Source organism: Promicromonospora sukumoe 327MFSha3.1 (genome assembly GCF_000385135.1).
Lineage (GTDB): Bacteria > Actinomycetota > Actinomycetes > Actinomycetales > Cellulomonadaceae > Promicromonospora > Promicromonospora sukumoe_B.
This window is the reverse complement of the sequence record NZ_ARQM01000016.1, coordinates 78,094-94,437: the sequence shown is the minus strand read 5'-3', so window position 1 is coordinate 94,437 and position 16,344 is coordinate 78,094. Positions and strand designations below refer to the sequence as shown.

The window sequence follows — 16,344 nt, the reverse complement described above, 5'->3', positions numbered from 1 at the left end:
CTTGATCTCGCAACGTGAGGGTCGCGCGGATCTTATCGGTCAGCCGGTGCCGCCCCGTCAACAGGTGCTGCGGTACTCGCTGATCGCGTCGTCCGGCTCCGGCGCGGGGCAGAGGAACCGGGCGTACCGCTCGTCGTCGTCCACGTAAAGCTTGAGCCACGAGATGCCGTACCGGGCGATCGTCGTGTCCGGCAGGACCGGGGCGTCGTGCGTCGCGTGCCGCAGCTCGAGGTAGGCCTTGTCGCCGCCCGCCGGGAGCGACTCGTACATCGGCTCGGCGTGCAGGCGGACCCGGGCGACGATGTCGTCCTCGGCGCCGATGATCAGGGTCGGCGCCGCGACCTCGGGGAACGTCTTGTCGACGCTCCACGGCGTGAGCGGGACGACCGCCCGGAGCGTCGGGCGGTCCTTGGCCGCCTCCAGGCTGCCCCCGCCGCCCATCGAGTGGCCCATCACGGCCAGCCGCGCGGGGTCGACGCGGTCCGCGACCGCGGTGTCCCGGAGCTGGTCCAGCGCGGCGAGGAGCTGGTCGCCGCGGCGGTCGGGCGAGTCGCCCGGGCTGTTCGTGTCGATGGTCACGACGACGAAGCCTTGCGAGGCGATCCGCGGTCCGAGCCAGGCGATGCTCGCCTGCGTGCCCGTGTAGCCCGGCGCGACGGCGACCGCGCCGAACGTCCCCTCGGACGTGTCGGCCGGGTAGTAGACGGTGGCGCCGCCGTACCCCTCGGCGGCGGCGCGCGGGATCACGAGCTGCTCGACGGCGAACGCGCCCAGCGGCGCCTCGATGCTCGCCTCCGTGGGGTCCGGGCCGCGCCGGAAGCCGTCGTCGGCGGAGGCCGCGGCCGGGCCGGCGGCGAGCGCCCCGGCGGCCAGCACCGCCGCGGCCAGAGAAGCACGGGCAACACGAGACATGCTCTGCATGGACTTCTCCTGGGTCTGTCGCGAGGAGCGGCTGGGAAGACCCTAAGGAAATTTCACCCCGGCGGCCTGCGGAAGCGAACGGGCCGCCCCGCACGACGGCGGGGCGGCCCGGTCACAGGCGGTGGTCGCGTCAGCCGAGCTGCGGGCGCACCTCGCGCGCGACCAGGTCGAGGTGGTCGAGGTCCGCCAGGTCGAGCACCTGCAGGTAGACGCGCTGGACGCCGTCGGCCTCCAGGGCCTTGAGGCGGTCCACCACCTCGGTGACGGTGCCGGCGATGCCGTGCTCGCGCAGCTCGGCGGGCTCGCGGCCGATCGCCGCCGCACGCCGCGTGAACTCGGCCTCGTCCGTGCCGACCGCGGCGACGAGCGCCACCGACTGGACGATCGAACCGGGGTCGCGCCCGGCGTCGGACAGGGCCTTCTCGATGACCTTGATCCGGGGGCCGACCTCGCTGATCTCCGGGAAGGACTGGTTGTACTCGTCGCCGTACCGCGCCGCCAGGGCGGGCGTGCGGCGCGGGCCGCCGCCCCCGACCAGCACGGGGATCTTCGACTGCGCGGGCTTGGGCAGCGCGGGCGAGTCGGTGATCTGGTAGTGCTCGCCCGAGAAGGAGAAGGTCTCGCCGACGGGCGTGCCCCACAGGCCGGTGACGACGGCGAGCTGCTCCTCGAGGATGCCGAACCGCTTGTCGGGGAACGGGATGCCGTAGGCGGCGTGCTCGGCGGCGAACCAGCCGGTGCCGAGCCCGAGCTCCACGCGGCCGCCGGACATCTGGTCCACCTGCGCCACCTGGATGGCGAGCACGCCGGGGTGCCGGAACGTCGCCGAGGAGACGAGCGTGCCGAGCCGCACGGTCGAGGTCTCGCGGGCCAGGCCGGCCAGCGTGATCCAGGAGTCGGTGGGCCCGGGCAGGCCGTCCCGGTCGCCCATGGCGAGGTAGTGGTCGGAGCGGAAGAAGGCGCTGAACCCCAGCCGTTCGGTCGCCTGGGCGACGGCGAGCTGGTCGTCGTACGTCGCGCCCTGCTGGGGCTCGACGAAGATGCGGAGGTCGAGAGTCATGTTTCCTCTGGTGCCGGTGGGTCTGGTGCCGGTGGGTCAGTCGAACTGGGGATCTGTGGTGCGCGACCGCTTGATCTCGTAGAAGTACGGGTACCGCGCGAGCGCCACGGAGGCGTCGAACAGGGCGCCGGCCTCCTCGCCGCGCGGGATGCGCGTGAGCACGGGGCCGAAGAAGGCCACGCCGTCGACGTGGATGGTGGGCGTGCCGACGTCGTCGCCGACGGGCTTCATGCCGGCCTCGTGGGAGGCCGCGAGCTCCTCGTCGTAGTCCTCGGACGTCGCCGCGCGCGCGAGCTCGGCGGGCAGGCCGGCCTCGGCGAGCGCCGCGACGGCCACGTCGTCGAACGCCTTGTCCTGCTGGTTGTGGATGCGCGTGCCGGCGGCGGTGTAGAAGGCGGAGAACGCCTCGGGGCCGTGGTCGGTCTGGACGGCGGCGGCGACGCGGCCGATGCCGCGGGAGCGCTCGATGCGCGCGCGGTAGCCGTCGTCGATGTCCCGGTCCTTGTTGAGCAGGTAGAGGCTCATCAGCTTGAAGGTGAGCTCGACGTCGCGGATCTGGGCCACCTCGAGGGCCCAGCGCGACGTGATCCAGGCGAAGGGGCACATGGGGTCGACGTAGACGTCGACGACGGGACGGTCAGCGGTCTCGGTCACGCGCAGCAGACTACGCTCACCTGCGTGACCGGGATCCGTTGGGGAAGCCTCGCCACCGTCGTCGCCGGCGGGGTGATCTTTCTGGTGTGCCTGGTGGGCGTGATCCTCGGTCACCCGTGGGCCGCGGTGCCCGGTGTCCTCGGCCTGCTGACGGCCGTGCGCGAGGTGCGCTACCTGCGCAGACTGCAGTCAGGGAAGATCTCCGGCAAACGGGAAAATTCGCATCATGAACCCCATTCTTCGCTCAAAGACTCTTCACGGCGCCCGGGGGGCACGCGGTAGCCTGCCTGGCATGACCGCCGTACGGACCCACACGCACGCGCAGGCAGTCGACGCCGCGGTGGACCTGTTCACCCGGCAGGGGTACGAGGGAACCACCGTCGAGGAGATCGCCGACGCCGCGAAGGTGAGCCGTGCGACGTTCTTCCGCCGGTTCCGCTCCAAGGAGGACGTGGTCTTCGCCGACCACGAGCTGCTGCTCGAAGAGGTCGTGGTCATGCTCGCCGCGACGCGCCCCGACGCGCGGGCGAGCGAGGAGTCCGGCCACGACCTGGGCCGCGGCTGGGACCCGGACGTCGACCCGTACCTCGAGGTGTGCCGCGCGGCGCGCATGGTGTTCGACCACCACGTGGGCCAGCGCGACACGTCGCTCGCCCGGTACGCACTGCTGCAGCAGGTGCCGGCGCTGCGCGACCGTGAGCTCATCACGACGCACCGCTACGAGCGGGCGTTCACGCACTACCTGCGCGACACCCTGCCGCCGGAGCGGTCCGCCTCCACGGCGTCGATCGCCTTCGCGGCCTCGGTGGTCGCCGTGCACAACGCGATCCTGCGGCGCTGGCTGCGCACGCCCTCGCTCGAGCTGCGGCCCGAGCTGGAGGAGGCGTTCGCCGACCTGCGCCGCGCCGCCGTCCTGGGCACGGCGGCCGGCCCCCTGGCCGACGGCGGCACGCCGGTCACCCGCCGCGTCGTCGTGGCGGTCGTCGAGGGTGGTGCCGGGCCCGACGAGGTGGCCCGCGCCGTGCGCGAGGCGCTGGTCTGACGACGTGTCAGACGTACAGCTCCCTCGGGTGACCTGTAGGTCTGACACGGGGCGGGTTCCGGCGGGAATGCCGCCGTGGCATCCTGTGTTCCGCTAGACATCGTGCAGCAGTTGCACACGTGCTCCGGGGTCGGTGAAATTCCGAGCCGGCGGTGACAGTCCGCGACCCGGGTGACTCCTTCGGGGGAAGCCCGGTTGACCTGGTGGAACTCCAGGACCGACGGTGAAAGTCCGGATGGGAGGAAGCACGTGCGGCGCGCGCCGTCGACCCCTCGGGGCGCCGGTACCGCGTCGTCGTCGGCGCCGTCGTGGCGCGCCGGCCCTCACCCCGGAGTCCCCGTGTGCGGACCTGGAGAGGGAAGAGAAATGGACTGGTTCCGCGCCGCCTACGACGCGACGTTCCTGGTCGGCGACCAGCAGATCTACTGGCGCGAGGTCATCGGCAACCTGTTCGGCCTGGCCTCCGCCCTGGGCGGCCTGCGCCGCAAGGTGTGGGCCTGGCCGGTGGGCATCGTCGGCAACATCCTGCTCTTCACCGTCTTCATGGGCTCCTGGTTCGGCGAGACCGGCCGGGCCGACATGCTCGGCCAGGCCGCCCGCCAGATCATGTTCATCGCCGTCTCGGTCTACGGCTGGTACCGCTGGCGGCAGACCCAGCGCGCCGGCGGCGCGGGCACGGTCGCGGTGCACCCGCGCTGGGCCTCGTGGCGGGTCCGCATCGGCCTGGTGACCGGGATGTTCGCCGGGACCCTGCTCCTGACCCCCCTCTTCCGGACCCTCGGCTCGTACGAGCCGGTCTGGGCCGACGCCTGGATCTTCACCGGCTCGGTGCTCGCCACCTACGGCATGGCCAAGGGCTGGGTCGAGTTCTGGCTGATCTGGGTGGCCGTCGACCTCGTGGGCGTGCCGCTCCTGTTCTCCGCCGGGTACTGGGCCACCGCGCTCATGTACGTGATCTACGGCGCGTTCACGCTGTTCGGCTTCTTCGCGTGGTGGCGCATCAGCCGCCGGGAGAACGCCGGGCCGGACCAGGTGGCGGTCGCGGCCGCCTGACCGCCCGGCCGGTCGCGTAGCGTCGGTGCTCGTGAACGCACAGGAGCGCACGGCCAGGATCGGGATCGTCGGCTCGGGTTTCCGCGCCCGCACCATGCTGCGGGTGCTGCACGCCCTGCCCGACCGCTTCGAGGTGGCCGGCGTGGCCACCCGCAACGCGGCGGACCGGGAAGTGCTGGCGACCCGTGGCCTGGTCGCGGCGGGCCTGCCCGGTCTCCCCGCCCCGGCCTTCGCCACGGTGGCCGAGCTGCTCGCCGCGGGCCGGCCCGACGTCGTGCTGCTGACCCTGCCGGCGGGCGCGGCCCAGCCCGTGATCCGCGACCTCGCCGCCGCCGGTGTCCCCGTGCTCACGGAGACGCCGGCGGCGGGCACGGTCGAGGAGCTCGCCGCGCTGCAGCGGCTCGTCGACGACGGCGCCTGCGTGCACGTCGCCGAGCAGTACCACCTGGAGCCGCTGATCGGCGCGCAGCTCGCGGTCGCGGCGTCGGGCCGGCTCGGCGCGGTGACCGACGCCCACGTGGCGGTGGCGCACGACTACCACGGGATCAGCGTGCTGCGCCGGGCCCTGGGCGCGGGCTTCGAGGACGCCGAGATCACCGCCCGGCGCGACGCCCGCCGCGTGCTGCCGAGCCCCAGCCGGGCGGCCGACCCCGACGACCTCGCCCTGGTCGACACGGTGCACGCGACGGCGTGGCTGGACTTCGGCGACCGGCTCGGCACCTACGAGTTCGACGACGTCCAGTACCGCTCCTGGGTGCGCTCCCCCGCGCTGCTGGTCCGCGGCGAGCGCGGCGAGCTGCGCGACGACGTCGTCCGCACGGTCGGCGCCGACGGGCAGCCCCGGCGCGCCACGCTGGAGCGGGTCGCCGCGGGCGGCGCGGGCAGCCACGAGGGCATGTTCCTGCGGGGGTACACGCTCGACGGCGAGTGGGTGCACCGCAACGCGTTCCGCCCGGCCCGCCTGCCCGACGACGAGCTGTCGATCGCGCGCATCGTCGCCGACATGGCCGACCACGTGCTGCACGGCGCGCCGCCGCCGTACTCCGTCGCCGAGGCGGCCCAGGACCAGTACCTGCAGCTCGAGGTGCGGCGTGCGGCGGCGTCGGGCGAGCGGGTGCGGACCCGGCCCCAGGCCTGGGCGCACGGGCGTGCCTGCCGGCACGCCGGGAGCCCCGATCTGTGAGACCTAGTATCGCTTGACCTGAGATCCGGTACCGGCGCACCATGGGGAGCATGACTCAGACCCCAGGGGTGACGGCGCCCGACTACGACCTCACGCAGCCGCTCGACATCGACTTCGCCGGCGTGTTCGCCGACATCACGGAGGAGGAGCGGGCGCAGCAGCTCGCCGTCCGCCGGTTCGTGCAGGACGAGGTCCTCCCCGTCATCGACGGCTACTGGGAGCGGTACGAGGTGCCGATGGACCTGGTCAAGCGCATGGCCGAGCTCGACTTCCTGCGCGACGGCGTGGACGTGCCCGGCTTCCCGAAGATCTCGAAGATGGCCGAGGGCCTGTCCGCGATGGAGATGTCGCGCGGCGACGGCTCCGTGACCACGATCTGCGGCGTGCAGGGCGGCCTCGCGCTGCGCTCGATCGTGATGCTGGGCTCCGACGAGCAGGTCGAGAAGTACGCCGGCCCGATGGCCCGCGGCGAGGTCCTGGGCGCGTTCGCGCTGACCGAGCCCACGCACGGCTCGGACTCCGTGGGCCTGGAGACCTCCGCCGTGAAGGCGACGCGCGACGGCGTCGAGGGGTACGTCATCAACGGCGAGAAGAAGTGGATCGGCTTCGGCTCGATCGGCGACATCTCGGTGGTCTGGGCACGCGGCGAGGACGGCCAGGTGCACGGCTACATCGTCCCGCAGGACACCCCCGGCTACCGGGCCACGACCATCGAGGGCAAGCTCTCGCTGCGCGCCATCCACCAGGCGCACATCGTGCTGGACGACGTGTTCGTGCCGGCCGACAGCCTGCTGCCGAAGTCGCGCTCGTTCAAGGACACCGGCCGCGTCCTGTTCGCCACGCGCCTCGGGGTCGCCTGGGGCGCCGTCGGGCAGGCCATCGCCTGCTACGAGACGGCCGTGGCCTACTCCAAGCAGCGCGTGCAGTTCGGCCGGCCGCTCGCCGCCAGCCAGATGGTGCAGGAGCGCCTCACCAAGATGCTGTCGATCCTCACGCAGATGCAGCTCCTCGTGAAGCAGATGACGCGGCTCGACGAGGCGGAGCAGCTCACCGGCCCGCAGGCGTCACTCGCCAAGTACACCTGCACGCGCGGCGCGCGGGAGATCGCGGCGATCGCCCGCGACCTGCTCGGCGGCAACGGCATCCTGCTGGAGAACCGCGTGGCGCGGCACTTCGCCGACATCGAGGCCCTGCACACGTACGAGGGCACCGAGAGCATGCAGGCCCTGATCATCGGCCGCGAGATCACGGGCACCAGCGCCTTCGCCTGAGCAGTACCGGGGTAGGGAAAACCCCACCCCCACCCGGTGGGATCACTCAGTGTGCCGGGGGTGCCGGGCCGCCTAGGGTCATGACCATGACCAGCGATGACGGCCCGGCGCCCCCGCTCCGCACCCTCGCGGAGCACGTCGCGCCCGCACTGACGTCGGGTGCGGGCTTCCTCCGGGCGCCCTTCCACCCCGCCACCCGGCGCGCCGTCGCCGCGCTGGCCGTGGGGTGGGTGTGGCACCTGACCGCGGGGCTGGTCCTCTGGATCCTCGTCCTGGTCTCGGCCGGGCTCGTCCCCGCGCTCGGGATCGGGGTACCGGCGCTGGCGTTCTGGCTCGGCATCGCCCGCCGGTTCGGCACCGCCGAGCGCGCCCGCGTGGCCCGCCAGACCGGCGTCCGGGTCCCCGCGCCCCGCCCGGCGCCCGCGCCGCACCGCCCGGGTGTCTGGTCCAGGCTGTGGGCCTCGGTGCGCGACGACCGGGCGTGGGCGACCGCGCTCTACGCCTTCCTCGGGATGCTCACCTCGTCGCTGTTCTTCGGCGCCGTGACGGCCCTGGCGGCGGCAGCGGTCGCCGCGGTGATCTTCACGTTCGTCGGCCGCGACACCGCGCTCGCCGGGTGGCCCGGCCTGCCGTGGCCCGCCACGGTCGTCGGCGCGCTCGCGGGCGCCGTCGTGCTCGTCTGGGCGGCGGCCGCCCTCGCACAATACGGGTCCTACCTCATGGTGCGCCTCGCCGGGGCGCTGCTCGGCCCGTCCGCGACCGAGCTGGCCCGCGCCCGTGCCGCCGCCGCCGAGCGGGAGACCCGCGTGGCGGAGGCCGCCGCGCACACGGCCCGCGAGCGCGCGGTGGTCCTCACCGAGTCGCGCACGGCCGCGATCTCCGCCGCCGACAACGAGCGCCGCCGCATCGAGCGCGACCTGCACGACGGCGCCCAGCAGCGCCTGGTCGCCCTGGGCGTCGAGCTCGGCGTGGCCCGCCGGCTGGCAGACAAGGACCCCGAGCACGCGGTCGCCGCCCTGGAGCTGGCGCACCGCGAGATCAAGGAGACCCTGGCCGAGCTGCGCGACCTGGTGCGCGGCATCCACCCCGCCGTGCTGTCCGACCGCGGGCTCGACGCCGCGCTGTCGGCGCTGGCGGGCCGCAGCCCGGTCCCGGTCCGTGTGGAGGTCAGCGGCGACCTCACGCCGGCCAGCCCGGCGGCCCAGGCCGCCGCCTACTTCGTGGTCGCCGAGGCGCTGACCAACGTGGCCAAGCACGCCGCGGCCGACCTGGTGCGGGTGCACGCGAGCCTCGTGCCCGACGACCACCCGGCGCGCCTGCGCGTCGCGGTGTCCGACGACGGCCGCGGCGGCGCCGAGCTGTCCCCCGGCAGCGGGCTCGCGGGCCTGCGCGGCCGGGTCGCGGCCCTGGACGGCACCTTCGAGCTCGACAGCCCGCCCGGCGCGGGAACCCGCCTGACCGTGGAGGTCCCGTGCGCATCGTGATCGCGGAGGACTCCGTCCTCCTCCTGGACGGCCTGACCCGCCTGCTGGTGGCCGAGGGGCACGAGGTGACGGGGTACGGCACGGCGGACCAGCTGGTCCTGGCGCTGTCGACGCCCGACGCCGAGCTGCCCGACCTGCTGGTCACCGACGTGCGCATGCCGCCGTCGCACACCGACGAGGGGCTGCGCGCCGCGGTGCACCTGCGCAGCCTGCACCCCCGGCTGCCCGTCCTGGTGCTCTCGCAGTACGTGGAGCAGAGCTACGCGAGCGAGCTGTTCGCGCGGGGCGCGCGCGGCCTGGGCTACGTGCTCAAGGACCGCGTGGCCGATGTCGACGAGTTCCTCGACGCCGTCGCCCGGGTGTCCGGGGGCGGCACGGTCGTGGACCCCGAGGTCGTCACGCAGATCATCGCGCGCCACCCCGGCTCCGACCTCGACGTCCTGACCCGCCGCGAGCGCGAGGTGCTCGCGCTGATGGCCGAGGGCCGCTCCAACGCCGCCATCGCGGACCGCCTCGTCGTGGGGCTGGCCGCCGTGGAGAAGCACGTCACCAACATCCTGACCAAGCTCGGCCTCCCGCCGGCCGCCGACGACCACCGCCGGGTGCTCGCCGTGCTGCGCTGGCTCGACCAGAACGGATCCCGCTGATGACCCAGCCAGTTCCCGACAGCTACCCCCAGGACGCCGGGTACGCGCCCGGACCCCCGCAGCGCGGCGCGACCGCCCGCGTGCTGACGACGCTCGGCGTGGTGCTCGGCGTCGTCGTCGTGGGCTTCGGCGCGCTGTTCCTGGTGGACCTGATGGTGTCCGAGACGACCACCACCCACAGGTCCTACGACGCCGTGGACACGGTGGAGCTGGTGACCGACGGCGACGTCACCGTCACGGCCACCGAGGGCGACGTCGAGGTGGACGCCGTCGCGCACAGCGGCATCCGCCACCCCCGGTACTCCGCGGACGAGTCGGCGAACCGGCTCGAGATCACGCACCGCTGCGGCTGGTCGGCCTTCCTGCCCCGCTGCTCGGGCGAGCTCGACGTGACGCTCCCCGCCGACACGGAGGTGGTGGTGCGCGCCGAGAACGGCGACGTCGTGGCGAGCGGCGTGGCCGGTGAGATCGACATCCGGACGGACAACGGCCGGGTCGAGGCCACCGACGTCGGCGGCGCGTTCTCGGCCCGGTCGAGCAACGGCGACGTCACCGTCGCGAACGCCGGCTCCGACGTGGAGGTCTCGACCTCCAACGGCGAGGTCTCCGTGGGCGAGGTGGACGGCAGCGTCACCAGTGACACCAACAACGGGCGGATCACGCTCGAGGCGGTCTCGGGCGACGCGTCGGCGCACACCAGCAACGGCTCCGTGGAGATCTCGGCGGTCGGTGGCGACGTCTTCGCCGAGACCAGCAACGGCGACATCACGGTGTACGGCGACGACGAGCCGGTGGCCCTGACGATCCAGACGTCGAACGGCGACGAGGTCATCGAGGGGCGCACCGACCCGGACGCCGAGCGCACCGTCGAGATGCGCACCTCGAACGGGGACGTCGCCTACCTCAGCCGGTGAACGTCAGCCAGAGCAGCGTGACGTTCAGCGCCACGATGACGCCCGCGACCACCCAGGCCAGCACCTGGGTGGTCAGGGCGTTGCGGTGCTCGCCGAGCAGCTCGCGGTCCCGGGTGAGCTTCACCAGCGGGATCATCGCGAACGGGATGCCGAAGCTGAGCACCACCTGGCTCACCACCAGCAGCCAGGTGGGCGAGATCCCGGTCATGAGCAGCAGGATCGCGGGCAGCAGCGTGACCACGCGCCGGGTCAGCAGCGACACGCGCACCTTCAGCAGGCCAGACATGATCTCGGCCCCCGCGTAGGCCCCGACCGACGTGGACGCGAGCCCCGATGCCAGCAGCCCGACCGCGAACAGCACGCCCACGACCGGCCCGAGCGTGCCGGCGATGGCGGCGTGCGCGCCCTCGATGGTGTCCGTGCCCTCCCGGCCGGCGAGGTTCGCGGCGGCCAGCAGCAGCATCGCGATGTTCACGCTCCCGGCCAGGATCAGCGCGAGGACCACGTCCACCCGCGTGGCGCGCAGGATGCGCGGCACCGACGTCGACGGCGCGTGCAGGTGGTCGCGGGCGAGCGAGGAGTGCAGGTAGATCGCGTGCGGCATCACCGTGGCACCGAGCATCGAGGCCGCGAGCAGCACGGAGTCCGCGCCCTCCAGCCGGGGCACGAGGCCGGCCAGCATCGCGGCCGGGTCGGGCGGGGAGAAGAACAGCCCGGCGCAGAAGCCGACCGTGAGCACGGCGAGCATCGAGGTGACGACCCCCTCGAACGCCCGCTGGCCGCGCCGCTGCTGCACGCCCAGCACCAGCAGGGACACCACCCCGGTGATGATGCCGCCCAGCACGAGCGGCACGCCGAACAGCAGGTTCAGGGCGATGGCGCCGCCGATCACCTCGGCGAGGTCGGTCGCGGCGGCGACCACCTCGGCCTGCATCCAGTAGGCGAGCCGGGCGCGGCGGGGCAGCCGCTCCCCCAGCACCTCGGGCAGCGACCGGCCGGTCACCACGCCGAGCTTGGCCGACAGGTACTGCACCAGCACCGCCATCGCGTTGGCCGCCACGAGCACCCAGACCAGCAGGTACCCGAACCGGGCTCCCGCGGTGAGGTTGGCGGCCACGTTGCCGGGGTCCACGTAGGCGATGGCCGCCACGAAAGCGGGTCCGAGCAGGACGAAGAGGCGGGCGCGGCCGGTGCGTGGCCCAGCGGCGGTGCGAGTCATCGGGTCTCCAGAAAGTTCGGGTACCCGAACTCTAACTCGCGAATGGCCGAACTTGTACCCGTATCGACCGATCGCCGACCCGGCCGCCGATCAGTGCAAGGATGTGGCCCGTGCCGAGCCCGTCAGACCTGTCGACAACGCCCAAGGCCGTGGACCTCCTGCGGTCCGCCACCCGTGTGTTCTCCTCCTGGCCGGCCCTGTGGGTCGGCTTCGTGCTGGCCCACGCCTGGATCATCTTTCAGGCCTGGGTCTTCGGGGGGCAGATCCTCGGGGACGTGAACCTGTACGAGTGGTGGGTTCGCAACGGCATGAACACGGGCTCGTGGCCCGTGCTCGACTACGCCTGGGTCTACCCGCTGGGCGCGCTGGGGCCGATGACGATCCCCGCGCTGTTCACCCAGACCACCGTCGGCTACGACTGGTGGTGGATGGGCATCGTGACCGCCGCCAACGCCGGCGCCGTCGCCCTGCTCGGCCGGGCCAAGCCGCACGGCCGCGCCGCCTCCTGGTACTGGCTGTTCTTCCTCGTCATGCTCGGACCCATCTGGATCGGGCGGCTCGACGGCCTGCTCGCGCCGATCATCCTCGTGGCGCTGCTGATCGCGGTCCCACGGCCGGCCCTCGCGATGGCGCTGGCGACCGTGGGCGCCTGGATCAAGATCGCGCCGGGCGCGGTGGCCCTGGCGCTGGCCGCCACGGCGTCGAACCTCAGGGCGTTCGTGCGGAACGTGGTGCTGCCGGGCGCGGCGGTGTGCGCCGTCGTCGTCGGTCTCGCCTTCGCGGGCGGCGGGCAGGCCAACGTGCTGGACGTGTTCGGCGAGCAGGGCGACCGGCAGCTCCAGGTCGAGGCGGTCGCCGCGACGCCGTTCACGGTGGCCCGGATCTGGGACCCCTCGATCAAGGTCGAGTACGACGACGTCATCTACACCTACGAGGTGCTCGGCGACGGCGCCGACATCACCGCGCAGGTGCTCGACGTGGCCCTGCCCCTCGCCGCGCTCCTGATCGCCGCGCTGATCTGGTGGGCGGCCCGCCGCCGCCCCGAGCGCGTGGGCGACATCCTGCTGGTCGGCGCGGCCGCCGAGCTGCTGGCCCTGATCGTCTTCAACAAGGTGGGCTCGCCGCAGTTCATCGCGTGGATCGGCCCGCCGGTCGCGGCCGCCATCGCGCTCGGCAGCCGCAGCCAGGGCACGAAGCGCACGTGGTTCGTGCCCGCCGTCGGCACGCTGATCGTGGCCCGCCTGACCATGGAGCTCTACCCGCTGCGCTACGGCGAGTTCCTGGGCGGCTGGTGGTTCGCCACGAGCGTCGGCGCCCTGCGCAACGCGCTGCTCGTGGCGCTCCTGGTCGGCGCGCTCGTCCGGCTCTCCCAGCTCGCCTTTGCCCGCAAGGTGCCGACCTTGACGAGTTGAGGGTCACTTCAGGGGTGTTCCCCATGCCAGGGGCACGGCGGCTCCGCTACGGTCGGGATTGTGATCTCGTGTGTAGCGGTAACCGTCTCGACGCCACCCGTTCCCCGACTCGCCGTACAGAAGACTTCGTCCGGACATCGACGACCGGCAGGTTCGTAGCGTGCGAGTAGCCATCGTTGCGGAGAGTTTCCTCCCGCAGGTGAACGGGGTCACCAACTCCGTCCTGCGGGTCCTCGAGCACCTCCACGAGCGGGGGGACCAGGCCATGGTCCTCGCGCCCGACGCCGACGCGTCGATCGGTCACGTGCCGCCCTTCGTGAGCGGCGCCCCCGTCGTCGAGCTCGGCTCCATCGGTTTCCCCGGGTACCCGGACGTCCGGCTCGTGGTCGGCAAGAAGTGGCGCACCGAGCGCACGCTGGCCACGTTCGCGCCCGACGTCGTCCACCTGGCGTCGCCCTTCATCCTCGGCTGGCGCGGCATCCTCGCGGCTGAGCGGCTGGGCCTGCCGAGCGTCGCGGTCTACCAGACCGAGGTGCCGGGCTACGCGGCGCGGTACGGCCTGGGCCACTTCGAGCCCCTGCTGTGGAAGCGGGTCAAGGACATCCACGAGCGCGCGACGATGACGCTCGCCCCGTCCACCGCGACCATGCGGCAGCTGGAGAACCACGGCATCCCCAACCTGCGGCTCTGGGGCCGGGGCGTGGACACGCGGGCGTTCCACCCGCAGTTCCGCGACGAGGCCTGGCGGCGCAAGGTCGGCGCAGGGCGCGAGATCCTCGTGGGCTACGTGGGCCGGCTGGCCGCCGAGAAGCAGGTCGAGGCGCTGCGCGTGGTGCAGGACCTGCCGAACGTCCGCCTCGTGATCGTGGGCGACGGCCCCGAGCGGGACGAGCTGCGCCACACCCTCCCCGCCGCCCACTTCACCGGGCTGCTGCGCGGCGCCGAGCTGTCGCGCGCCATGGCGAGCCTCGACGTGTTCGTGCACCCGGGCGAGCTGGAGACCTTCGGCCAGACGCTGCAGGAGGCGCACGCGAGCGGCGTGCCCGTCGTGGCGCCCGCGGCGGGCGGCCCGCTGGACATCGTCCGGCACTCCCACGACGGCTGGCTGTACCCTCCAGGTGACCACGAGGCGCTCCGGGCCCGCGTCGTCGACCTGGTGGGCGACGAGCGCAAGCGGCGGGCCTTCGGTACCGCGGCCCGCGAACGGGCCGAGGGCCGTACGTGGCACGACATCTGCTCCGAGCTCATGGGGCACTACGACGACGCGATCCGGGTGCACGCGAGAGCCGGCTCAGCGGAGGTATAACTTGCGAATCGTCCACGTCGCGAACTTCTACAGCCCTCGTTCCGGGGGCATCCGCACCGCGATGCACGCCATGGCCGGGCAGTACCTGTCCCGGGGGCACGAACCCGTGCTCGTCGTGCCGGACAAGCGGGACGGGGTCACGACCGTGGACGGGGTCAAGGTGGTCAGCCTGGCGGCGCCGCGCGTTCCGTTCTCCGGCGGCTACCGCGCCGTGGTGCGGCCCGGCAAGATGCGCGGCCTGCTCGAGACGCTCGCACCCGACCGGCTCGAGGTGAGCGACCGCACCACGCTGGCCGGCCTGGGCGACTGGGCGCGCGAGGCCGGCGTCCCGTCGCTGATGATGCTGCACGAGCGGGTCGACGGCGTGCTGCGGTCCTGGATCCCCGGCGGGGCCGAGGGCGGCCACGCGGCCTCGTTCGGCGCGACGGCGACGCCGGCGCTGGCCGACCGCTACAACCTGGCCACGCTCACCCGCTTCGACCGGCTCGTGGCCACCACCCACTTCGCCGGGGCCGAGGTGGAGCGCCTCGCCGAGCGTGTGCGGAGCGCCGAGCTACCGCCCCTGTACCGGGTGCCGCTCGGCGTCGACCTGGAACGCTTCCGGCCCGACCGCTACTCGGCCGCGGCGCGCGCCGAGTACGCGCCGCCCGGCACCGCGCTCATCGTGCTCGCGAGCCGCCAGTCCACCGAGAAGCGGCCCGACCTCGCGATCGACGCCGCCGCCCAGCTCATGCGCGACGGCCGCCCCGTGCGGCTCGTCGTCGCGGGTGCCGGACCGCTGCTGCCGAAGATGCGGAAGCGGGCCGAGGCGGCCGGGCTGCCGCACCGGTTCCTCTCGTTCATCCCCGACCGCGACCGGCTCGCGACCCTGCTGACCTGCGCCGACGTCGTCATCGCCCCCGGACCCATCGAGACCTTCGGCCTCGCGGCCCTGGAGGCCCTGGCCTCGGGCACGCCGGTGGTCTGCAGCTCGTCGAGCGCGCTGCCGGAGGTGGTGGGCACCGCGGGCGCCGCCGCGCCGCCGGAAGCGTCCGCCCTCGCCCTCGCCCTGCACGAGGTGCTCGACCGTGACGTGGACCGGCGGCGCAAGGAGGCCCGCGCCCGCGCGGAGCTCTTCCCGTGGAGCGCCACCGGCGACGCGATGATGGACCTGCACTCGCGCCGGGCCTTCGACCTGGCCGACGCCGGCACGGCGGGGCGACGGTGAGATGACGGGGCCGGCTGGACGCGATGACTGCTTCCGGCTGGTCGCACTCGGTGACTCGATCACCGTGGGCGTCGGCGACACCGTCGGCCAGGACGCCCTGCACGGTCCCGGCTGGGCCGCGCACCTCGCCGCCGTGCTCGGCGTGGACGAGTTCACGAACCTCGCCACCAACGGCGCCCGCTCCCGCGACGTCGCGGACACCCAGCTGGATGCCGCCCTCGCCCTGCGGCCCCGGCTCGCGACCGTGCTCGTGGGCGGCAACGACGTGCTGCGCAGCGACTTCGACGCCCGGTTCACGCTCGCCGACCTGCACCGCTGCGTGGGCGAGCTGTGCCGGGCGGGCACCGACGTGGTGCTGGTGCGGCTGCCGGTGATCGGCCTGTTCGAGCTCGCGCCGCGGCTGGTCCGGCGCGTGATGCGCCGCCGCGTCGCGTCGATCAACGCGGCGGTGGACGAGGTGGCTGGGGCGTCCGTTGCCCCTTCGAGCTCGGTCGGTCGCACCGAGACCGGTCCGTCAACCGACCGGTCTCAGTGCAACGGACCGAGCTCGAACCCGGCCGCGGCCGGCCGGGTGGTCGTCGTGGACGCCGTCGAGGCCATCGCGCCCGCCGGGGAGAAGGCCTGGCACGTCGACCGGGTGCACCCCTCGCCGGCGGGGCACCGGCGGCTGGCGGTCGGCGTCGCGGGCGAGCTGGCCGGGCTGGACCCGGCCTACGCCCCCGACGCCGCCCGGCTGCCCGGGGCGCCCGACCCGCCGTCGGCGCGGCAGCGGCTGGTCTGGCTCGTGCGGGCCGGGCTGCCGTGGTGCGTGCGCCGAGGGCGGGACTTCGTGCCCGGGCTGCTCCGCTCCGTGGTGCAGGACCTGCGCGCGGAGCGGGCGTTCACCCAGGGCGGCATGGTGACGAGCCTCGCCGACTCGGGGCTGGACCCGCGCCGGCGGATCGGGCGGGGCTGATCGGGCGGAGCTGATC

Annotated in this window: 16 protein-coding genes and 1 riboswitch; of the genes, 12 read left to right on the top strand and 4 right to left on the bottom strand. The window is 73.6% G+C overall.

What is annotated here, in order from left to right; translation table 11 throughout:
• Positions 1-57 precede the first annotated feature (57 nt).
• From H291_RS0125340 to H291_RS0125330, 3 genes are all read right to left on the bottom strand, one after another.
• Positions 58-921, bottom strand: a complete 864-nt coding sequence (locus H291_RS0125340; RefSeq protein ID WP_051109637.1) for a poly(ethylene terephthalate) hydrolase family protein — start codon at positions 919-921, stop codon at positions 58-60.
• Positions 922-1,051: 130 nt separating this feature from the next.
• Positions 1,052-1,981 (bottom strand): LLM class F420-dependent oxidoreductase, encoded by a 930-nt coding sequence (locus tag H291_RS0125335; RefSeq protein ID WP_020017832.1) that lies wholly within the window; start codon positions 1,979-1,981, stop codon positions 1,052-1,054.
• Positions 1,982-2,017: 36 nt separating this feature from the next.
• On the bottom strand, positions 2,018-2,635 hold the full coding sequence (locus H291_RS0125330; protein ID WP_020017831.1) for a DsbA family protein: 618 nt from the start codon (positions 2,633-2,635) through the stop codon (positions 2,018-2,020).
• Positions 2,636-2,659: 24 nt separating this feature from the next.
• Here H291_RS0125330 and H291_RS33945 point away from each other — a divergent pair, with 24 nt between their 5' ends.
• From H291_RS33945 to H291_RS0125295, 8 genes are all read left to right on the top strand, one after another.
• Positions 2,660-2,917 (top strand): hypothetical protein, encoded by a 258-nt coding sequence (locus tag H291_RS33945; protein ID WP_142040780.1) that lies wholly within the window; start codon positions 2,660-2,662, stop codon positions 2,915-2,917.
• 10 nt (positions 2,918-2,927) lie between these two features.
• Positions 2,928-3,677, top strand: a complete 750-nt coding sequence (locus H291_RS0125325; RefSeq protein WP_020017830.1) for a TetR/AcrR family transcriptional regulator — start codon at positions 2,928-2,930, stop codon at positions 3,675-3,677.
• Positions 3,678-3,792: 115 nt separating this feature from the next.
• Positions 3,793-3,930: riboswitch (FMN riboswitch) on the top strand.
• A gap of 113 nt (positions 3,931-4,043) precedes the next feature.
• Positions 4,044-4,730, top strand: a complete 687-nt coding sequence (pnuC, locus tag H291_RS0125320) for a nicotinamide riboside transporter PnuC (RefSeq protein ID WP_020017829.1) — start codon at positions 4,044-4,046, stop codon at positions 4,728-4,730.
• Between the two features lie 31 nt (positions 4,731-4,761).
• A complete protein-coding gene (locus tag H291_RS31660; RefSeq protein WP_157237342.1) occupies positions 4,762-5,913 on the top strand; it encodes a Gfo/Idh/MocA family protein in 1,152 nt (383 codons plus the stop codon).
• 50 nt (positions 5,914-5,963) lie between these two features.
• Entirely contained in the window at positions 5,964-7,184 is a 1,221-nt protein-coding gene (locus tag H291_RS0125310) for an acyl-CoA dehydrogenase family protein (protein WP_026366125.1), read from the top strand.
• 86 nt (positions 7,185-7,270) lie between these two features.
• Positions 7,271-8,668, top strand: coding sequence for a sensor histidine kinase (locus tag H291_RS0125305; RefSeq protein ID WP_020017826.1), 1,398 nt, complete (start codon positions 7,271-7,273; stop codon positions 8,666-8,668).
• Positions 8,656-9,315 (top strand): LuxR C-terminal-related transcriptional regulator, encoded by a 660-nt coding sequence (locus H291_RS0125300; RefSeq protein WP_020017825.1) that lies wholly within the window; start codon positions 8,656-8,658, stop codon positions 9,313-9,315. The genes H291_RS0125305 and H291_RS0125300 overlap by 13 nt, the downstream gene beginning before the upstream one ends.
• Entirely contained in the window at positions 9,315-10,229 is a 915-nt protein-coding gene (locus tag H291_RS0125295; protein WP_020017824.1) for a DUF4097 family beta strand repeat-containing protein, read from the top strand. The genes H291_RS0125300 and H291_RS0125295 overlap by 1 nt, the downstream gene beginning before the upstream one ends.
• On the opposite strand, the gene H291_RS0125290 is transcribed toward H291_RS0125295, so the two are convergent.
• The gene (locus tag H291_RS0125290) at positions 10,219-11,448 is read right to left on the bottom strand and encodes an Nramp family divalent metal transporter (protein WP_020017823.1); all 1,230 of its coding nucleotides are present in this window, start codon (positions 11,446-11,448) and stop codon (positions 10,219-10,221) included. The genes H291_RS0125295 and H291_RS0125290 overlap by 11 nt on opposite strands.
• 101 nt (positions 11,449-11,549) lie before the next feature.
• Here H291_RS0125290 and H291_RS0125285 point away from each other — a divergent pair, with 101 nt between their 5' ends.
• From H291_RS0125285 to H291_RS34325, 4 genes are all read left to right on the top strand, one after another.
• Complete coding sequence (locus H291_RS0125285; protein ID WP_020017822.1) at positions 11,550-12,860, top strand: glycosyltransferase 87 family protein; 1,311 nt, start codon at positions 11,550-11,552, stop codon at positions 12,858-12,860.
• Positions 12,861-13,059: 199 nt separating this feature from the next.
• Positions 13,060-14,166, top strand: a complete 1,107-nt coding sequence (locus tag H291_RS0125280) for a glycosyltransferase family 4 protein (protein ID WP_020017821.1) — start codon at positions 13,060-13,062, stop codon at positions 14,164-14,166.
• 1 nt (position 14,167) lies between these two features.
• A complete protein-coding gene (locus tag H291_RS0125275; protein ID WP_033328003.1) occupies positions 14,168-15,373 on the top strand; it encodes a glycosyltransferase in 1,206 nt (401 codons plus the stop codon).
• Position 15,374: 1 nt separating this feature from the next.
• The gene (locus H291_RS34325) at positions 15,375-16,328 is read left to right on the top strand and encodes an SGNH/GDSL hydrolase family protein (protein WP_020017819.1); all 954 of its coding nucleotides are present in this window, start codon (positions 15,375-15,377) and stop codon (positions 16,326-16,328) included.
• The last annotated feature ends 16 nt before the right edge of the window (positions 16,329-16,344 follow it).

Coding starts and splice junctions, on each gene's coding strand:
- H291_RS0125295 (WP_020017824.1), top strand. CDS start 9,315: ATGACCCAGCCAGTTCCCGACAGCTACCCCCAGGACGCCGGGTACGCG.
- H291_RS0125335 (WP_020017832.1), bottom strand. CDS start 1,981: ATGACTCTCGACCTCCGCATCTTCGTCGAGCCCCAGCAGGGCGCGACG.
- H291_RS0125310 (WP_026366125.1), top strand. CDS start 5,964: ATGACTCAGACCCCAGGGGTGACGGCGCCCGACTACGACCTCACGCAG.
- H291_RS34325 (WP_020017819.1), top strand. CDS start 15,375: ATGACGGGGCCGGCTGGACGCGATGACTGCTTCCGGCTGGTCGCACTC.
- H291_RS0125285 (WP_020017822.1), top strand. CDS start 11,550: ATGTGGCCCGTGCCGAGCCCGTCAGACCTGTCGACAACGCCCAAGGCC.
- H291_RS0125325 (WP_020017830.1), top strand. CDS start 2,928: ATGACCGCCGTACGGACCCACACGCACGCGCAGGCAGTCGACGCCGCG.
- H291_RS0125340 (WP_051109637.1), bottom strand. CDS start 921: ATGCAGAGCATGTCTCGTGTTGCCCGTGCTTCTCTGGCCGCGGCGGTG.
- H291_RS0125305 (WP_020017826.1), top strand. CDS start 7,271: ATGACCAGCGATGACGGCCCGGCGCCCCCGCTCCGCACCCTCGCGGAG.
- pnuC (WP_020017829.1), top strand. CDS start 4,044: ATGGACTGGTTCCGCGCCGCCTACGACGCGACGTTCCTGGTCGGCGAC.
- H291_RS0125290 (WP_020017823.1), bottom strand. CDS start 11,448: ATGACTCGCACCGCCGCTGGGCCACGCACCGGCCGCGCCCGCCTCTTC.